The 18,960-nt window shown below is 56.6% G+C and carries 10 protein-coding genes; 5 read left to right on the top strand and 5 right to left on the bottom strand.

What is annotated here, in order from left to right:
- Window positions 1-152: 152 nt before the first annotated feature.
- Window positions 153-3,128, bottom strand: a complete 2,976-nt coding sequence (locus CLV58_RS07230) for a TonB-dependent receptor (protein WP_106137124.1) — start codon at window positions 3,126-3,128, stop codon at window positions 153-155.
- Window positions 3,129-3,435: 307 nt separating this feature from the next.
- Here CLV58_RS07230 and CLV58_RS07225 point away from each other — a divergent pair, with 307 nt between their 5' ends.
- Entirely contained in the window at window positions 3,436-4,803 is a 1,368-nt protein-coding gene (locus tag CLV58_RS07225) for a Gfo/Idh/MocA family protein (RefSeq protein ID WP_106137123.1), read from the top strand.
- 17 nt (window positions 4,804-4,820) lie between these two features.
- Here the strand turns inward: CLV58_RS07225 and CLV58_RS07220 are convergent, their stop codons facing one another.
- Window positions 4,821-5,783: an FAD:protein FMN transferase gene (locus CLV58_RS07220; protein ID WP_245882250.1), complete on the bottom strand. Its 963-nt coding sequence runs from the start codon at window positions 5,781-5,783 to the stop codon at window positions 4,821-4,823.
- 91 nt (window positions 5,784-5,874) lie between these two features.
- Here CLV58_RS07220 and CLV58_RS07215 point away from each other — a divergent pair, with 91 nt between their 5' ends.
- The gene (locus tag CLV58_RS07215; RefSeq protein ID WP_106137122.1) at window positions 5,875-6,081 is read left to right on the top strand and encodes a hypothetical protein; all 207 of its coding nucleotides are present in this window, start codon (window positions 5,875-5,877) and stop codon (window positions 6,079-6,081) included.
- 423 nt (window positions 6,082-6,504) lie between these two features.
- On the opposite strand, the gene aroC is transcribed toward CLV58_RS07215, so the two are convergent.
- Both aroC and CLV58_RS07205 read right to left on the bottom strand, forming a co-directional pair.
- Window positions 6,505-7,584 carry a chorismate synthase gene (gene aroC / locus CLV58_RS07210; RefSeq protein ID WP_106137121.1) on the bottom strand — a complete coding sequence of 360 codons (1,080 nt, stop codon included), beginning with the start codon at window positions 7,582-7,584 and terminating at the stop codon, window positions 6,505-6,507.
- Window positions 7,581-8,966, bottom strand: a complete 1,386-nt coding sequence (locus tag CLV58_RS07205) for a BatD family protein (RefSeq protein ID WP_245882249.1) — start codon at window positions 8,964-8,966, stop codon at window positions 7,581-7,583. Before CLV58_RS07205 ends, aroC begins: the two co-directional genes overlap by 4 nt.
- A 176-nt stretch (window positions 8,967-9,142) precedes the next feature.
- Here CLV58_RS07205 and CLV58_RS07200 point away from each other — a divergent pair, with 176 nt between their 5' ends.
- Window positions 9,143-9,364, top strand: a complete 222-nt coding sequence (locus tag CLV58_RS07200) for a hypothetical protein (RefSeq protein ID WP_106137119.1) — start codon at window positions 9,143-9,145, stop codon at window positions 9,362-9,364.
- Between the two features lie 71 nt (window positions 9,365-9,435).
- Here CLV58_RS07200 and CLV58_RS07195 read toward each other — a convergent pair whose 3' ends face one another.
- Entirely contained in the window at window positions 9,436-10,833 is a 1,398-nt protein-coding gene (locus CLV58_RS07195) for an MBL fold metallo-hydrolase RNA specificity domain-containing protein (protein ID WP_106137118.1), read from the bottom strand.
- A gap of 113 nt (window positions 10,834-10,946) precedes the next feature.
- Between CLV58_RS07195 and pbpC the strand changes: the two genes are divergently transcribed.
- Complete coding sequence (gene pbpC / locus CLV58_RS07190) at window positions 10,947-13,328, top strand: penicillin-binding protein 1C (RefSeq protein WP_425443497.1); 2,382 nt, start codon at window positions 10,947-10,949, stop codon at window positions 13,326-13,328.
- A 108-nt stretch (window positions 13,329-13,436) separates the two neighbouring features.
- Entirely contained in the window at window positions 13,437-18,911 is a 5,475-nt protein-coding gene (locus CLV58_RS07185; RefSeq protein WP_106137117.1) for an alpha-2-macroglobulin family protein, read from the top strand.
- Window positions 18,912-18,960: the final 49 nt, after the last annotated feature.

Genomic DNA, 18,960 nt, shown 5'->3' with positions numbered 1-18,960 from the left:
GCTGGGGCCGGGAGTGGCTTATGCGTGTAAGGCCGGATCACTGGTAAAAGTTCGCATTCAGCCAAGCTGAGCGACGTATACAGCCCAGTGCTTATGAAAAAACCGGTCTGCTGGGAGCAAACCGGTTTCCAGAACTATGCAGGTAGTAAACCTTAGTTCAGCAGTTCGTCGAACGTCAGACTAACGTAATACATGGCTCCGATGGTCGGGTTACCCCAGCCGGTGGTGTATTGGTTGCGCAGGATATTACTGCCCCCCACTTTCAGAATCGATTTGATCGGTGCTATTTTTTTACTCACCTGTGCGTCCAGCGTACTGAAGGCGGGAATGACAATCTGTTGGCTGTTAGCCAGCGTACGCGACTGTACGGGTTGCAGCAACTCCTGCCACAGGAAAGCATCCTGATAACGCCAGGTCACGTTGAAGCCCCAGCCGCTATTGCCGATGTTCCGGTTCGCAACGGATAAGTTATACCGATACTTAGGCGTGTTGAACCCGATCTGGAACCCATCGTCAAGCACGTTCTGATTCTTCTTACTATCGAACAGACCAACGCCACCCGCGTTCAGTGTCGTATTCGACAGGTTCCCGCCGATGGTAAAGTTCTTCGGCAACACATAGTCGATACCCAGGCCAAAGCCCTGATACATAATACTCTTGTCGTAGTTGCGGGGCGTTTGAATGGGAACGGGCACACCCGGATTGCTCAACACGACAGCGCCGATGTAATTCTGCATCTGACTGTTATAATAGTAAGCGTCGATCAGCAACCGGTTTGCGATCAGCCCCTTGTAGCCTACTTCAAAGGTCAGTACGCGTTCGGGCTTGAATTCGGGGAAGTCATAGCTGGTTGACGTGCCGAAGATCGTCGTGCGGCCATCCCGCAGGTTGTACCGATCACGCACGGCCGGCAAGCCGCCGATCAACAGCGCGACCGGCGTATTCAGGTTGATATACTGGTTCTGCGTAGTCGGTATGCGGAACCCGGTCTGGTAGCTTGCCCGGAAGTTATGATCCTTGGCGGCCGTCAACACCGCTGATATACGCGGGCTGAATACACCCCGGAAATTCTGGTTTTTATCGTACCGAACGGAACCGGTTATCTTCAGCACATCCTTAAACGACTTGATCGCCTGTAGATACGCACCGTACTCATGAATCGTATATTCCCCACCCTCGGGTTTTTGCAGGAACAGCGTACCGCCTGAGTTCAGCGCATACATACGGTAGTTGGCCCCAACAGTCAGGTCGACGAGGTTCGGATCGACGAGCGAGCGGAGATGATACATCCCTTCGGCATGGTACAGGTTCGTCCGGTCCAGGAATTTTGCCCCCTGCGCGATCGGTTGCTGTTTGATGGCGTCGGCATATTGGTTGAATTGCGCCGACCCAACGGCGGGTTTACCAGCATCAGCCACACCCAGGGCAGCAGCCTGCAAGGTCGGAGCCAACGTATTTATTGACGCCACGGCCGATTGGTAAGCGGCTGCTACGTTGCCGGGGTTGGCTGCCAAGGCCTGCTGCAAGGCACGGGGAAACGCCTGCAACGCCCCACCCGCGTAGGTGAACGCATATTGCGGGTACCACGAACCCAGCAGGTTTGACTGGTTGATACTCGGCTTCCACGCTTCCAGGATAAACGAACCCAGCAAGCCGGCTGCGTAGGCATCGCCGGAGCGCTCCTGCGTGCTGTACGCCCGTACGAAAAAGTCACTACCACGCAATTCAGCCTTATACTGGGCCAGCTGAAAATTATTGATGTAGTATCGATCGGTCGATGTATATACGGTAGTACCGCTTCCCCAGTTGGCTTGCAGAATACCTTCCAGTTTGTCGTTGAACCGGTAGTGTACAGCCCCGTTGAGCTTCAGACTATGCGTGTTATAATCGACCAGACCACGTTCGGGATAACCAGTACGCGACACAACCGTATTGGGCAGCAATACGTCATTGACAATCTGTGAAGCAGGTATACCCGTCTGTGCCGACACTTGCTGCACTCCGCCAATCAACTGCGCCAGTCGCCCGGATGGGTCGATGACCGATAGCTGTGAGGCTGGAACGCCCAACAACTGCGCAAAGATGGGCCGAAACGACGCCAGACTAACGCCCGACGAGTTCTCATCGCCGTACACGTTGACCCCATTGTAGCCGGGGTTATTCTGCGCCGTACCCGTCGACGGATTGTAGCCGTTGTAGAAGCTTTGATCGCGATAGTCCGTGGCCTGCCAGTCCTTGGCCGTTACGTAGTTGGCATTGACTTTGAACGCCAGGCGATTTTTGAACGCCTTCGCATACCGAAACGCTACGTCGTAGAAAGGCGTGTTCACCTGTGGCGTTCCATCGATGGTCGTCCGGTTGGTTGCGCTCATTACGCCCCCCCGCGCCTGCGCGCTTAGTCCCTGATAGGTAAACGGACTCTTCGACGTCATCAGTAACAGCCCGTTGATCGCATTGGGACCGTACAATGCCGATGCCGCCCCAGGTAGCAATTCGACGCTTTCCAGATCGAGTTCAGAAATCCCGGCTACGTTGCCGACCGGAAAATTCAGACCCGGTGCCTGATTGTCCATGCCGTCTACCAGTTGCACCAGCCGGTTATTGCCGTTGCTGGTAAAACCACGTGTATTGACTGAGCTGAAGTTGACGCTCTGCTGACTAACCTCTACCCCTTTCAGATTACGGAGCGCGTCGTAAAAGCTGGGTGCGGCTGTCGATTGGATACTCCGTATATCCATTTTCTCGATGCTCACCGGCGACTTGAGTACATTCTCTTCGACGCGCGACGCCGATACGACGACCTCCTGCCCCAGCATAACCTGCTCTTTCAGCGCGATATCGAGATCCGTACGGTTACCGTTGATAACGATTTCCTGCGTCTGAAACCCGACACCGGTGATGGCCAGGGTGAACGGCGGGGGTGTATTGACTGACAGCGAAAACTGCCCTTTCTGATCGGTAATCGTACCAACGACTTTTCCTCTGACGGCAATGCTGATACCGGCCAGCGGCTCACGTTTCGATTCATTCGTTATCCGGCCTGACACACGCGTTTGGGCGATAGCCGCCAAACTCAGTAAACTCCACAAACAGGTCAGGCAAAGTGTGTAGGTAATGGTTTTTTGCATAGTTCGTTTGTAACTAGTCAACAGCAGATGTAACAAGTCTCTTGTTGAGTAAACATACATATTCGCCTAACTTTTATCTTATTTTTTCTAACTATTGCATCAAAATAGTTAGCACGCTCGCTTACTATGACTGACAATCAGCAGGTTATAACGGCACGAGCGGTGACAAAACGAGCGTATCGCACGAGCTAGGAAGCAGCTCACCAACCTATCTTCTTCGTGTTCATTCTGAGGAAGTTAGTATATCTGGTCGGGTCTGCTTCTTTTTATGGTGTTTCTGACCCCCTTATCTAAATACATAGACGCTATGGAACACGAGCACTCTTCCTCTCTGCTGACAGATCTTGCCGGTCGTCGGGCCTTTCTCAAAGCATCCGGTTTATTCGCTGGTGGTACCCTTCTTAACACGTTACCAGGCGTAGCCTTCGCCAACGGTTACCATACATCGGCCAACGACGTTATCAAAGTTGCGCTGATTGGCTGCGGTGGCCGGGGTACGGGAGCAGCTCAGCAGGCACTGAGCACGAAGCAAAACGTGAAAATTGTGGCACTGGCCGACGCCTTCCGCGACCGGCTGGACGGTGCCTACAAAGCGCTGACCGAACGTGGAGCCAAAGCCGCCGACGGAACGCCCAAAGTGGATATACCGGAAGACCGGAAATTTGTCGGTTTCGACGCCTATAAACAAGCCATTGCCTTGGCGGACGTCGTCATTCTGGCAACGCCACCGGGCTTTCGGCCCAGCCATTTTGAAGAAGCCGTTCGGCAGGGAAAGCACGTATTCATGGAAAAGCCGGTAGCGACCGATGGACCGGGGGTACGGAAAGTGCTGGCAGCGGCCGAGGAAGCCAAAAAGAAGAAGCTGAACGTTGTCGTCGGTCTGCAACGGCGTTACCAGCCCAGCTACCGCGAGATGATCAAGCGGATTCACGACGGTGCCCTCGGCGACATTGTGGGTGGGCAGGTGTACTGGATCAGCGGGGGTGTCTGGCACAAGCCACGCCAGCCCCAGCAGACCGAGATGGACTACCAGATGCGCAACTGGTACTACTTCAACTGGCTGTGTGGTGATCACATCAACGAACAACACGTCCACAACATCGACGTAGCCAACTGGGTCAAAAACAGCTACCCCGTATCCTGTCAGGGAACGGGGGGCCGGCAGGTTCGGAACGGCAAAGACGACGGCGAAATCTTCGATCACCATATCGTAGACTTCGTATACGCCGACGGCACGACCATCAACAGCCAATGCCGCCATTACGAAGGCACTTTCAGCCGGGTTGACGAGCTGTTCCTGGGCACAAAGGGCAAAGTCGAGGGAATGGAAAAGCGGAGCAGTGCCCTGCTGGGCTACAACGGTCAGCCCATTTATACCCACGACGCCAAGGCGGATGGTAACCCGTACCAGATCGAGCACGACGAACTGTTTGCTGCCATTGCTAAAGGCGACTACAAATTTGCCGACGCAGAACGGGTAGCGAAAAGTACCATGACGGCCATCATGGGTCGGATGGCGACATATTCAGGCAAAGTAGTGAAATGGGACGAAGCACTGAACTCGCAGATCGACCTGTTCCCCGAAAAACTGGCCTGGGATGCCATGCCCAAGGTTTTACCCAATAAAGACGGTTTTTATCCCATTGCCGTACCGGGTAAAACAGTGACGGTTTAAAGTGAACGCCCCCGAACTCAGTTCATCAGGTTGATAAGCGAGGTCGATTGCCAGCTGCGCAGTCGACCTCGTTTTCGTTCGACCACCTGTACGGTAGCGTAGGGGAACCGGCGAATCAGCCGGCGGCTCTGGCGCAAGCCGGCTACGCTGAATACCTTGGTCAGCGCGTCGGCCTGCCAGCCCGTAGGTGCGGCAACGGTGGCCCGCACAAAATGGCGCAATCCTAAACCAGACCGTGGGTTCATGATGTGTGAATACCGCTTCCCCCGATAATCGAGATGCCGGTACAAGTCGCCGGAGGTGGTAATGGCAACGTTACGCAACACCAGCGTGGCCGTATCACCTGTTTCGGGCGATCCGATGCTGACGCGCCAGCCAGCCTGTCCGGGCTGAGCGTCGCTGATAAGAATGTCGCCCCCCAGATCGAGCAGGGCAGACCGGATACCAAGCTGTTGCAGCACACGCATGGCTTCATCGTTGGCAAACCCCTGCCCGATCCCCCCCACATCGAGTCGCATACCGGGTCGTCGTAACCGGGCAGAGCAGGTCGTGCTATCGAGGTCAAGCAGTCGGTAGCCAACGGCCCGATGCGCCTGTCGTCGTTGTTTGGCCGTTGGGAATTCGCCCCGCCGAACCGCCCGACGCCAGAGTAACGAAAGCGGCCCGACCGTCGGGTCGTAGCGACCGCCGGACAACCGGGCGATGGTTTGTGCTTTTGCCAGCACGCTGAACAGATCGGCAGACAACGGTACCCACCGGCCGCTACCCGCCGTTTCCGACAAGCGGTTTATTTCTGATCCGTCCTGATAGTCGCTCATCACCTGGTTCAGCGAATCCATCCGGACGGATACGGCCTTGCTTGCCCGGTTGGCGGTCAGGCTATCGGTGGCGTACAGCGTCAGCGTAAACTGCGTACCCATCAGCCCCCGCCGAAACTGATAGCGACCCAGCGGCTGGGCCGACAGGGAAGTTCCGCCCAACCAAAACCATGTTACCGCCGATAAAACGAGCGTTCGTTGTGACAAATGCGCGCCGACATGGGTTAGTAAACCGACACAAACACGTACGCACATGGTTACGATCAAAAACAAGTTCCTGCTGTTGGCCGTCGGTTTCTGGTTTTCCGGGCTGATCCTGACCCTGATCGGTGCCGCAGCCCGGTCGCAACACTGGTCATCGTCCGGGTTGTTATTGACAGTTGGCATTACCGCGCAGGCTATTGGTTTCGGCTTCTTTGGCTATGTGCTGATGCAGGCCATTTTCTCCAAGAAGAAATAACCCCCTCCCTGATGGCTGACTGTCCTAATCCCTCCATTTATCTTACAGGGGTTTTAATCCGTATCAGCCAACTGTTTTTACATACAGGTTTTCACCCCTAAATCCCCTGAAGGGGACTTTTTTCGAGCGCAAACAAAGTCCCCTTCAGGGGATTTAGGGCTGTTAAGTTCTTGGTTTAGCGTTGATGATAGGCAAATTTCCTTCGTCTAACCATACCCCCCGCCCCCTAAAGGGGGTGAAATTTGCAAGCAAACTACTCCCCCTTCAGGGGGGCGGGAGGTAAACAGGCTAGAACTTAACAGCCCTGCCCTTCAGGGGATTTAGGGGTGAAGAAGGTCTACAAATAGTAATGTATCCTCGTTGATAAGCAACGCTTACAAAATCAGTTGGTAGGGTTGCCGTGGGGTTCTTTTCTAAAGTTGATCAGACGCGGGCGGCTTTGTTGCGCAGCATCATGTCGGCCAGTACCAGTGCCGCCATAGCTTCAACGATCGGTACGGCGCGGGGCACAACGCACGGGTCATGCCGTCCTTTCCCCGACACGGTAACCGGTTGTCCATCGACGTCGACGCTGTCCTGATCCTGCATGATGGTAGCCACCGGCTTGAAAGCCGTCCGGAAATAAATGGCTTCTCCATTGCTGATACCGCCCTGAATACCACCCGACTGATTGGTACGGGTCCGAACAGCCCCGGTTTCGTCGGTGTAAAACTCGTCGTTGTGCTGCGAACCAAACAGTTCAGCCCCGGCGAAACCGCTGCCGTATTCAAAACCTTTCACGGCATTGATACTCAGCATGGCTTTACCCAGTTCGGCGTGCAGCTTGTCGAATACGGGTTCACCCCAGCCAACCGGTGCGCCGGTAACAACACAGTCGACAACCCCGCCAACGGAATCACCATTCTTACGTACTTCGTCGATGTACTGGAACATCTGCTCCGCCATGTCGGGATCGGGGCACCGAACGGCATTGTCTTCTGCTTTCGCCAGATCGAGTTCGGTATATGTTTTCGCCAGTTTCAGCGTACCGACCTGCGATACATACGCCTGAATCTGCACGCCCTGCTGCGCCAGCAACAACTTGGCAACGGCTCCGGCCGCTACCCGTGCGGCCGTTTCGCGAGCCGACGAACGCCCACCGCCCCGGTAATCGCGGGAGCCATATTTCGCCTGGTAGGTATAATCGGCATGCGACGGTCGAAACTGCCGGGCGATATGCCCGTAATCTTTACTGCGCTGATCGGTGTTACGAATCACCAGCGCAATAGGCGTACCCTGCGTTTGTCCGTCGAATACCCCCGATAGCACTTCGAACTCGTCGGCTTCGCGCCGTTGCGTCGTGATACGCGACTGACCGGGCTTACGTCGGTCGAGTTCCTGCTGGATAAAGTCAGTGTCGAAAGCCAGGCCCGCCGGGCAACCGTCGATGACAACGCCAATGGCCGGTCCGTGCGACTCACCAAAAGTGGAAATTTTGAAAAGGGTACCGTATGTACTACTCATTTTTTTACGATGATAAAAATCACGCCAACCAGCATCAGCACGATCAGCACACTGGCCAGCCCCCGGATCAGTTCGTCCTGATTAATCGGTTGCTCGCTACTATCCTGCGTTTTCAGTCCGGCGTAGATCGACCGGGCGGCCAAACCGCTTTCTCCACTTGCACCAGCTACCGATTCATCCGTTGATACCGCTACGTCAGACGGATCAGCAACACCGCCAACGCGGAGGGTCAGTCGGGGGCGCAACGTATCGTACCGGGCTGACTGCGGGTCGAAATAAACCCATTGAAACCGATTCGCCAACGAAACCAACCCATTTTGATTCGGAACGATGAAATAAGCAAAGCTTTTCTGACCGGTAATCTGCGCACCGTCCCGGTTGATGGTCAGGCGTTCTTCGGGCGGGAAGATGTCGACGTTACCGGAATCGGCCACCAATACAGGAGCCGGCAGCGTGGCAATATTACCCTCCCCCATCACCTGAAACGTATACTGTGCACTTTGCCCCGCGTTGACCCGACGCCGGTTCAGCCGTTCGACGAGCCGGAACCGCCCGACGGGAATTTGCTGGTTACTGACTCGCGCAGGCAGCGCCTGTACGTCGATCGTTAGCGGCTTGCTCGTGAATGCAACACGCACGGGAGCGCTGTTGGCTGGCCCCGGTCGAGAGAGTTGCAACGTCACCGCCGGAATCGACAAGGAACGGGCGGCCACCGGAAAAAACACCGCCTGATACAACAGGTATTGTCGGAAGGTGCGGGCTCCAATCCGTACCGTGACGGGTTTCAGTTCGGTAATATTTCGGTTTTCCTCCCAGGCGTTGACCGGTCTGATTCGGTTGGCAATCTGCTGTATCTGCTGATCGAGTGCCGTAAAATTCAACGCCTGCGGATAGTTGTCGGCAATAAAGAATGACAGCGTCAGCGCGACGCCTTCGCCCGCATACATCTTCCGTTTCGATGCCGACAGTTCCAGGAAAGCCGACCCCGGTGAGGGCGCGACGGCCGTCGTCGACAAACTACCCGACGCTATGCCCGCACTGGATCGGACCGTCAATACCGCCCCTTCCGAACGGGCCGTGTTGTCGCCCACCGTAATCGTGAACGGTGCCAGTACGTAGCGCCCCGGTGCTTTTGCCTGATAGATCTGCGTGATAACCTGACTAACGGTTACTTTACCATCCACTTCAGGGCTGGTTACGCTGGCGGATATTCCTTTTTTCGTGAATCCGGGGATGTCGGGAAAACGGATATCCGGGCGCTCGTCGCTGTTCCGAACAGCGACGGATATGGTGTAGGGCCGTTCGATCGAAAAATTAGTAACACCAAGGTCAATGGCGATCAGATTATCAGCCTGTTGCGCAAAAACCGATGTAATCGTCAAAATAAATAATACAAACAAATTTCGGAATATTGCAATTATCATCAGTACATTTGGGCAACAATAGTAGAAACGGGCCGTTCTCGGTACAGATAGCTTCGTGTTGATTTAGCGATACACCTTATTTTTCACTAACATCGAAGTAACGAATCCCTACAACTAAAAACGCACAATGTGGTATGCTTTCTATGCTTGAATACATCAAAACCATCCTTCAGAAGGTAAGTTTTGATAAGGCTCTGTTCGAGAAAGAGCTGGCCAAAGCCATTAAGCTACTGATTCCTAAAGAGGTCAAGCAACTCAGGCGGTGGTGTTACGTCCAGTTCGGTAAAATCTATCGGTCCGTGTTGAACCGGTGCTTCGCCCGAGTGCCGTTCACATCCCGGATGAAATTTACATAACGTCCGACTCGATTCCGGTTTTTGTCAACACCCCGGTGCTCACTGCGCCGGGGTGTTGTGTTTACGTGAAGTTATGCCAGGGTAACGGTCTCACCCATCGCCGGGATCTGCACGTCGGGGAAACCAGCCGCCAGCAGTTTTGCCCGCCACACCTGCTGCGTATCGTAGTCGCCATGTACCAGGAAGACAGTCTTGACTAGCGTAGGGTCCTGACAGCTTAAAAAGTCCAGCATTTCCCGGTAATCGCCATGCGCTGAAAACGAGTCCATAATCTCGACGCGCGCGTTGACCCGGTATTTTTCGCCAAAGATTGTCACTTCTTTCTCGCCCCGTTTCAGCGCGCCACCCAGACTGTTGGGCGATGCGTACCCAACCAGCAGAATCGTTGTACTGGGCTTTTCGACGTTGTTTTTGATGTGGTGCTTAATCCGTCCGGCTTCGGCCATACCCGACGGCGCGATAATAATGCAGGGCTCGTCACTGTCGTTCAGCGACTTAGACTCCTCCACGTCGGCGATATAATACAGGTTCGGGAAGTCGAACGCGTCGCCGTCTTTTTTGATGTACGCCAGTATGTCGGGGTTGAAATCTTCCTCGTGCCGACGCATAACCCGCGTTGCCAGCACCGACATCGGACTGTCGATATACACGGGTATCCGGGGCAGTTTCCCGTCGCTGGCCAGTTGGTCGAGTGCGTAAATCAGTTCCTGCGTCCGGTCGACAGCGAAGGCGGGAATCAGCAGTTTGCCACGCTGCACCACGCAGGTTTGCTGAACGATGCGCAGCAAGTGACTTTTCATATCGGGCTCGACTTCGTGGAGCCGGTCGCCGTAGGTCGATTCGCAGAGGATGTAGTCGGTCTGTGGAAACCGGTCGAACCGGCGCAGGATTTTGTCGTCAGGACGGCCAATATCGCCACTAAACGTCAGACGTATATCGCCCCCGTTTTCGCGGATCGTCAGGGTAACGGCGGCACTCCCCAGCAAATGGGCCGCATCGGTCAGCAGTCCAGTCACCTCATCGCAGATTACGAAAGACTCGTTATATGCCACCGGCACCATCTGCGTCAGCGCCTGCCGCACATCGTCCTCGTCGTATAGGGCTTCCAGTTCAGCGTCGCCCCGCCGGCTACGTCGGGCGTTGACCCGCTCCAGATCGCGCACCTGAATACGGGCGCTGTCCATGAGCATGATCTCGCAGAGGTCGATTGTCGCGGAAGTCGTGTAGATGGGTCCGGTAAATCCTTTTTTGACCAGTCGCGGAATTAACCCCGTATGGTCGATATGGGCATGCGACAGCACCATGTAGTCGACCTCGGCCGGGTCGAAGCCGAACTGCTGATTCAATTCGTCCGTGTTGATTCCCTGAAACAGTCCGCAGTCGAGCAGAATGCGCTTGCCCGATGCCGTTGTCAGCAGGTGTTTACTTCCCGTTACAGTGCGGGCAGCGCCCCAGAATTGAATAGTCATAGCCGATGAATGAGGATTGGGTTCCGGAATGCGTAAAGATGTGACGCCCCGCGCAAATATGACGAGTCTCCCTTCGTTTCTTTGCCAGACAAGTAACCTGTCTGCTCCTCGCCGTGTTTTTTCCGACATCGTTTCCTACCGCAATTCGCCGATGGCTGACAGGGCTTTTCCGGTCAACGGTATTGCGAATCGTGGTCGGGCTGATTCTCTTGTTGCTACTGCTGGATGCACGACTACCCTTCCGCCCCCACGTTGCCTATTCGACCATCGTGACGGCCGGAAACGGGCAGCCGCTGCACGCCTTTCTGAGCCGCGACGACAAGTGGCGACTGTATACCGAGTTGGACGAGATGACACCGTTGCTGCGCGAAACGGTTTTATTCAAGGAAGACCGCTACTTTCGCTGGCACCCCGGTATCAATCCCATTTCGCTGGTCCGGGCCGCTGCACGCAACCTGCTGACGGGTCGGCGAACGTCGGGCGCGTCGACCATTACGATGCAGACCGTCCGGCTGCTGGAACCCCGCCCCCGCACCTACACCAGCAAACTAATTGAGCTGGCGCGGGCACTGCAACTGGAACTGCATTATTCGAAAGACGAAATTTTACAGTTGTATCTGAATCTGGTACCATACGGCAGCAATATTGAAGGTATCAAATCGGCCGCGCTGCTTTATTTCGGTAAATCGCCGGACCTGCTTAGTCTGGCCGAACTGACCACGCTGACGATTGTGCCCAACCGCCCGTCGAGTCTGCGACCGGGGCCGAACAACGCCCGGCTTGTTCAGGCCCGTAACGAGTGGCTGCTGCGGTTTCGCCGGGCCCGCTTATTTTCCGACGAAGCCATCGCCGACGCCCTGACCGAACCGCTTACGGCTCATCGACGCGCTGCGCCCCGCCTGGCTCCGCACCTGTCCCGCCGACTGCAACGCGAACAGCCCGATCAGCCCATCATTCACGCCACCCTCGACCCAACGACGCAGGCGACGGCTGAGCGGCTGGTGCAGAATTATGTCAATCGGATACGGGCGCTGGCCATTCAGAATGCGGCCGTGCTGGTCGTTGACAACGAGACGCGGGAGGTACTGGCGTACGTGGGTTCGGCGGATTTCGGCAACGTATACGATGGCGGGCAGGTCGATGGCGTACAGGCCGTACGGTCGCCGGGCAGTGCGCTGAAACCATTACTGTACGGACTGGCGTTCGACGCGGGCATTATCACGCCCAAAACCCGACTGGCTGACGTACCGACCAGTTTCGACGGTTACGCGCCCGATAACTACGATCAGCGGTTTAACGGTCCCGTTACGGCGGAGTTTGCCCTGGCCAATTCGCTCAACATACCGGCCGTTGCCCTTCTCCACGACCTGGGCACGAGCAAGCTGGTCGCGAGCCTGAAACGGGCGGGCTTTTCAACGGTCAACAAACAGGCGGGGGTACTGGGCCTGTCGATGGTACTGGGCGGCTGTGGGGTAACCCTCCAGGAAATGACCCGACTATATACCGGCTTAGCCAACGACGGCGTCGTCCGGCCGCTGCGCCTGACCAATGCGCCCGGTCGCTCGGCAGCCGATACCAGCGGGCAGGTGCTGCTATCGCCCGAAGCCACGTTTCTGGTGACGCAGACGCTTACGCAGGTCACCCGCCCCGACCTGCCCAACAACTTCGACAACAGCTACCACCTGCCCCGGATTGCCTGGAAAACCGGAACGTCGTACGGTCGGCGCGATGCGTGGAGTATCGGGTACAACCAGCGGTATACGATTGGGGTGTGGGTAGGCAACTTTTCGGGCGTTGGGGTGGCTGAGCTGAGCGGAGCCAATATCGCGACACCGCTGCTGTTTCAGTTGTTCAACACGCTCGACTACGACGCCCCCAACGGCTGGTTTAAACACCCTGCGCGGTCGAACTGGCGCTTGACGACGCGACTTGTCTGCCCCGAAACCGGCGACGTACCGAATCACTTCTGCACCCGCACCATATCCGACTATGCCATTATGGGCGTATCGCGCTACCAGCGGTGTCAGCATCGACGGTGGGTGTTGACCAACCCGGCGGGTACGGTATCGTATTGCGCGCACTGCCGTCCCGATCAGTCGACGGACGACACCAGTCTGGTTGTTCGGCGGTCATACCCCAACCTATCACCCGACGTACTGGCCTACTACCAGACGCAGCAGGTTCCCGTCGAACTGGTGCCTCCGCATAATCCAGCCTGTGATCGGGTATCGGGGCAGGCCGGGCCGCAGATCGTCAGTCTGAACGATCGCAGCGAGTACTACATCAATCCCCGTCAGCCCGCCAGCATGGAACTGCGCTGCCAGGCCAGCAACGACGTACAAACAGTGTATTGGTATCTGAACGACCGCTTATATCGACGCGCCCGACCAAGTGAAGCTATCTTTTTCAAACCCCGCCCCGGCCTGCTGACCGTTTCCTGCGCCGACGACAAAGGGCGGTATCGAACCCTCCACGTAACCATACGACCCGAATGATGTGCTACCGACTGACTTGTCCATCAGTCGCTACGGCACCCGCCCGCCGTTTGGTTTTGCCTAAATTTTCACCACATTTCAGCCGCCGAATTTCACACACCTGACACCATGCCCTCCCCCGCCTTTCGCTCCCGCCGGACGATTACGTTAATACTCCTGATCGTCTCTTTTTCTGGTTGTTCCCGGCTGCCGTTCAGCGACGTAGCCGTTATCGGCCGCAACTTCGACGAGGAAATTCAGCAGACGCAGAACCTGACGTTTACGTTCAACAAAAACATTGGCCCCGACAAGCCGACCGAGCGTTGGGATTCAGTGCAGTACATCCGGTTCAAGCCGGCAGTACGGGGTAAATTTCGGTGGACGTCGCCCAGCGAACTCGTTTTCTCCCCGGCTACGGCTTTTGCGCCCGCAACCGACTACCGCGCCGAACTTACCGACGCCCTGCTGACACGGTCATCGAAGACGGATACAAAGCTGTCTGACGATGAACTGAGTTTCCATACGCCCTATCTACAGCTGGCAAAGACGGAAAGCTGGTGGAGCCGCGACGCAACGACGGGTAAACCCATCGCCAAAGCCCGGCTGCTGTTCAACTATCCCGTTCCGACACAAGACGTACTCCCCAAACTCAATCTGACCATCGGCGACCCCGCTCAATCGCTGACGATTCAGTCCGAGCCGGGTAGTGAGCCGGGCAATGTATTGCTCCGTTTGTCCGACGCGCCCAACGTCAACAATCCGCAACCGCTTCAGATCAAGGTGGGTAGTGGCCTGGCGGTTCCCGGTACGGCTTATGTCAGCAAAGAATCGATCGAGCAAACCAGTACCCTGCCCGCCCGCGACCGACTGGACGTACTTGACGTGCTACCCAGTTACGAGAACAATCAGGGGGTTGTACGCATCGTCACGACCCAGGAATTGCAGCCGGGCAACCTGAGCGCCTATTACACCATTCAGCCACAGGTAGCGATGACCGCTGAACTGACGGAGAATGGTCTGCTTATCCGGGGTGACTTTAACGAAGCCGACACCTACGTTATAACCCTGACTAGTCAGCTGCGCGGGGTGCTGGGAGCGACGTTGACCGAGCCGGTAAGCAAGGATCTCTTTTTCGGTCGGATGCCCGCCAGCATTCAGTTTGCCAACCGTAAATCGATTTATCTCTCGGCCGAGGGTAACCGTAACGTCGGGCTGAACATTGTCAACGTCCCGAAGGTGCAGGTGACGGTGGCAAAGGTCTACGAGAACAATATTCTGGCGTACCTGACGAACAGCCGTTATCCGCAGTATGCCGAAGGTGCCGATGGCCAATGGCTACCCGACGGGACGTTCAATTACAGCGCCGACGACAGCGGTAATCTGAGCGACGTACTGGTCAACAAAACGGTTGAAACAGCAAACCTGCCGGTGGTGCGGGGGGTGTCTGCGCTGAACGTATCGCTGCCCGACCAGAACAACAAATTCCGGGGTGTGTACCTGGTAACGGTCAGTTCGAAAGGTGAAGCGTATCTGCAAAGTAGTCAGCTGGTATCGGTATCCGACATCGGCCTGATTACACGCCACACTGCCGATGAAGTACTGGTCTGGGCCAACTCCATACGCACGGCCGAACCGCTGTCGGGGGTTGAGATTACTCTGGTCAGCAGCAACAACCAGTCGGTATACACGCAGAAGACGGATGGCAGCGGCATGGCGCGCTTCAAAAACGTCAGCGAGCAGGCACCGGGTTTCAAAATCGCCCTCGTGACAGCCAAGACAGACACCGATTTCAACTTCCTGTCGCTGACCGACACGCAGGTCGAAACGTCGCGCTTTGCCGTCGATGGTAAACGGGATAACCCCTCGGGATTCGACGCGTTCGTCTACGGCGACCGTGATATTTACCGCCCCGGCGAAACGATTCACCTCAACACCATCGTGCGGGGACAGGGTACCGATACCCCCGGTGCGGTGCCGCTCCTGATTCGGGTACTGGCCCCCAATGGACGTGAAGTGCAGTCGTTCCGCAAGACAACCAACGCGCAGGGGTCCGTCACGACCGATGTTCCGTTGAACCCGGCCGCCGTCACCGGCACGTACACGATCGAGGTACTGAACGCCAACGATGTCTTGCTTACGTCGCAGCCTGTCAGCGTCGAAGAGTTTATCCCCGACCGGATCAGCGTCAACGTACTGACCAACCAGACGACGTACAAAGCTGGACAGACGATCACGGTATCGACCACGGCAATGAATCTGTTCGGGCCACCCGCTTCGGATCGGGCTTACGAGATGGAGTTTCGGCTAAGCCGCACGGTGTTTGCGCCCAAGGGATACGAAGCCTATTCGTTCGCCATCCCCGGCGACAAAAATGGTCCGGCAGCTGCGTTCCCGAAAGAGCTACGGCAGGGGCGGACTAATGCCAACGGGCAGACAACGGAGCAGTTCGCCATCCCGGCCCTCTACCAGGATATTGGTTTGCTGGATGGGAAGCTGTTTGTCACGGTTTTTGACGAGAACGGTCGTCCGGTCAATCGACTGCGCCGGTTCGACATTCTGACGCAGGATACCTTCTTCGGCACCCGCCTGCCCGACCGCTACGTCACGACCGGCACGCCCATCGCGGCTGAATTGGTCGCCCTGACAGCCAACGGTGTTCTCCGCCCGTCGGCTACCGCGCAGGTCGACGTTGTCCGGCTCGACTACCAGACCGTCGTTGAAAAGCAGAACGGTCAGATTCGGTACAACACGCGCAAACAGGAGAAATCCGTTTACACCAACACGTTGTCGTTTACCAATGGCAAAGCCGCTTTCCGCTACGTACCGACGGCGTCGGGCGAATACGAAATCCGGGTGCGTCGGCCCGGCGCGACCCGTTTTGCTGCCACCAGTTTTTATGCGTACGGCTACGGCAGTACCACGGCGTCATCGTTCGACGTTAGCCAGGAAGGTCAGGTACTGATGACGTTCGACAAGGCCGAGTATAAGACCGGCGACGACGCAACGGTGCTGTTCAAAGCCCCGTTCGACGGTAAGCTGCTGGTGACGCTGGAGCGGAACCGGGTACTGGAACAGCATTGGCTGACGACCAACAACAAATCGGCGGAGCTGTCCTTTTCCGTCGATCAGGCATACCTACCCAACGTCTACGTGACAGCGACCCTGATTCGGGCTATCGACAACACCAGCCTGCCACTGACCGTCGCTCACGGCTTCGCGTCGGTAGCCGTACAGGACCCCACCACTCGCTTACCCGTCGCGATCACAGCTGCGGCCCAATCCCGGTCGAAAACCAAGCAGACAATCCGCGTCAAAACAAGCCCCAATGCGCTGGTCACGGTAGCTGTAGTCGACGAGGGCATTTTACAGATCAAAAATTACAAAACCCCCGACCCGCACGGCTTCTTCTACCAGAAGCGCGCCCTCGAAGTAGGCAGCAGTGATCTGTACGCGCTGCTCTACCCCGAACTATCCCTGCGGTCAGCGTCGAGCGTAGGGGGCGATGGCTACGATCTTGAACGGCGCGTCAATCCGCTCAGCAACGGACGGGTCAATCTGGTGGCGTTGTGGAGTGGTCAGTTGCAGACGAACAGCAATGGTGAAGCACAGTTTACGGCCAACATCCCCCAGTTCTCAGGCGATCTGCGCGTAATGGCGGTGGCGTACAAAGGCAACGCGTTCGGATCGGCCAACACAAATATCAAGGTAGCCGACCCAATTGTCGTCAGTGTAGGCGTACCCCGCTTTCTGACCCCCGGCGATCAGGTCGACGTACCGGTCAATCTAACTAATACCACCCGAAAAGCAGCCCCCGTCACGGCCCGTCTGACACTGACTGGGCCGCTCGTTGCCGACAGCGCCCAGACGCAGCAGGTGACGTTGCAGCCGGGCCGCGAAAGCCGGCTTAGCTTCCGGCTATCGGCCCGCCAGACAATCGGCGTCGGCACGATCACTGTGTCTGTCGATGGGCTCGGCGAAACGTTTACCAACACGACCAGCCTGACTATCCGACCCGGTGCGTCGCTACAGAAAACAACCATAGCGGGCGAGGTTCCGTCGGGAAAAACGGCGTCGCTACAATTGGCAGGCAATTTCCTGCCGGGTACCGCCAAAGCAAGCATTACCCTCAGCCGGTCGCCGGTCGTGCAATACGGTCGGGAGTTGAGTTATCTGCTGGGTTATCCGTATGGTTGCCTTGAGCAAACCATTTCGAAGGCATTTCCCCAACTGTATTTCACCGATCTGACGAAGCAACTGGCCGCCAACACGTATTTCGTCAAAGCGGGCGACAGCGACCTCAATCCAGCAACCAACGTCCGGCGGGCTGTGCAGAGCGTGGAAGGACTACAAACACCGAACGGCGGCTTCATGCTATGGCCCGCCGTTCAGGGGCAGATCAACGACGACGCGTGGGCATCGGCCTATGCCGTTCATTTTCTGACCGAAGCGCAGGAAGCGGGCTACGAAGTTCGACCGACGGTGTTGGGGCAGGGCATCGACTACCTGACTACGCTCGCCAACCGCCCCGTCAGCGAAAACGTGCTGGTATACGACGAAACGGGCAGATCGGTCGTTCGGAAGGTGGCGAGCCGCACCAACATCTACGCGCTCTACGTGCTGGCCGAAGCGGGAAAACCCAACCGGTCGGCCATGAATTACTACAAGCAGAACGTCGGGCTACTGACCAACGACAGCCGCTATCTGTTAGCATCGGCGTTCCGGCGGCTGGGTGATAGTCGCAGCGCGCAGGCGCTGTTGCCCCGACAGTTTAGCGATAACACGACGAATCGCGAAACAAGTGGCAGCTACGCGTCGCCCCTTCGCAACCTGGCCCTATCGCTCGATGCCCTCGTCTCGACGGACCCGAATAACGGGCAGATTCCAGCGATGGCCCGGCAACTGACAAGTGCCCTGACCGCTACCCGCTACCTCAACACACAGGAAGCCACCTTTGCGTTTCTGGCGCTAGGTAAGCTGGCCCGTCGGTATACGGCAAGTCTGGCAACGGCAACGCTCTCGGCAGGCGGTAAACCGATCGGTATACTCAACACGACGTCTGTCAACCTGAAACGAATTCCGGTCAATCAGCCGCTTACGTTGTCGGCCCAAGGCAACGGCCCGGTTTTCTATTTCGGGCAGCAGGAAGGCGTTCCGGCCGACGGTCGTGTTCAGGCCACGGACAATGGGCTGCGCATTCGCCGGACACTGCTGGATCGGAATGGTAAGCCTGTTACCGAGCTTCGGCAGAATGAGCTGGTCATCATCAGGCTAACCGTTGTCAGCACGTCGGCTCCGGTTATCGACAACGTGGTGATTACCGATCTGCTACCCGCCGGTCTGGAAATCGAAAATCCGCGCCTGACCGATACGCGTGATCTGCCGTGGCTCAACAAAAATGAGTTAGCTACCCAGCCCGACCATATCGACCTGCGCGACGACCGGCTAAACCTGTTTACCACCGTTACCAGTACCGAACGATCGTTTTACTACCAGGCCAGGGCCGTAACGAAAGGACGGTTCTCGCAAGGCAGCGTTTCTGCCGATGCCATGTATGATCCAACCCTGCGGAGCTACCGGCAAAGTGGGTCAGTGCGTATCCGGTAGGGAATTTACTCCACAGTTTTCAGGGGAAGGGAATACCCATTTATCCGTC

This window comes from Spirosoma oryzae, from assembly GCF_003002825.1.
GTDB classification, from domain to species: domain Bacteria; phylum Bacteroidota; class Bacteroidia; order Cytophagales; family Spirosomataceae; genus Spirosoma; species Spirosoma oryzae.
This window is presented reverse-complemented; position numbering and strand designations above follow the sequence as displayed.

Bases quoted from the DNA above. Each gene is read 5' to 3' on its own strand.
- CLV58_RS07230 (WP_106137124.1), bottom strand. From the start codon at position 3,128: ATGCAAAAAACCATTACCTACACACTTTGCCTGACCTGTTTGTGGAGT.
- CLV58_RS07225 (WP_106137123.1), top strand. From the start codon at position 3,436: ATGGAACACGAGCACTCTTCCTCTCTGCTGACAGATCTTGCCGGTCGT.
- CLV58_RS07215 (WP_106137122.1), top strand. From the start codon at position 5,875: ATGGTTACGATCAAAAACAAGTTCCTGCTGTTGGCCGTCGGTTTCTGG.
- aroC (WP_106137121.1), bottom strand. From the start codon at position 7,584: ATGAGTAGTACATACGGTACCCTTTTCAAAATTTCCACTTTTGGTGAG.
- CLV58_RS07200 (WP_106137119.1), top strand. From the start codon at position 9,143: ATGCTTTCTATGCTTGAATACATCAAAACCATCCTTCAGAAGGTAAGT.
- CLV58_RS07195 (WP_106137118.1), bottom strand. From the start codon at position 10,833: ATGACTATTCAATTCTGGGGCGCTGCCCGCACTGTAACGGGAAGTAAA.
- CLV58_RS07185 (WP_106137117.1), top strand. From the start codon at position 13,437: ATGCCCTCCCCCGCCTTTCGCTCCCGCCGGACGATTACGTTAATACTC.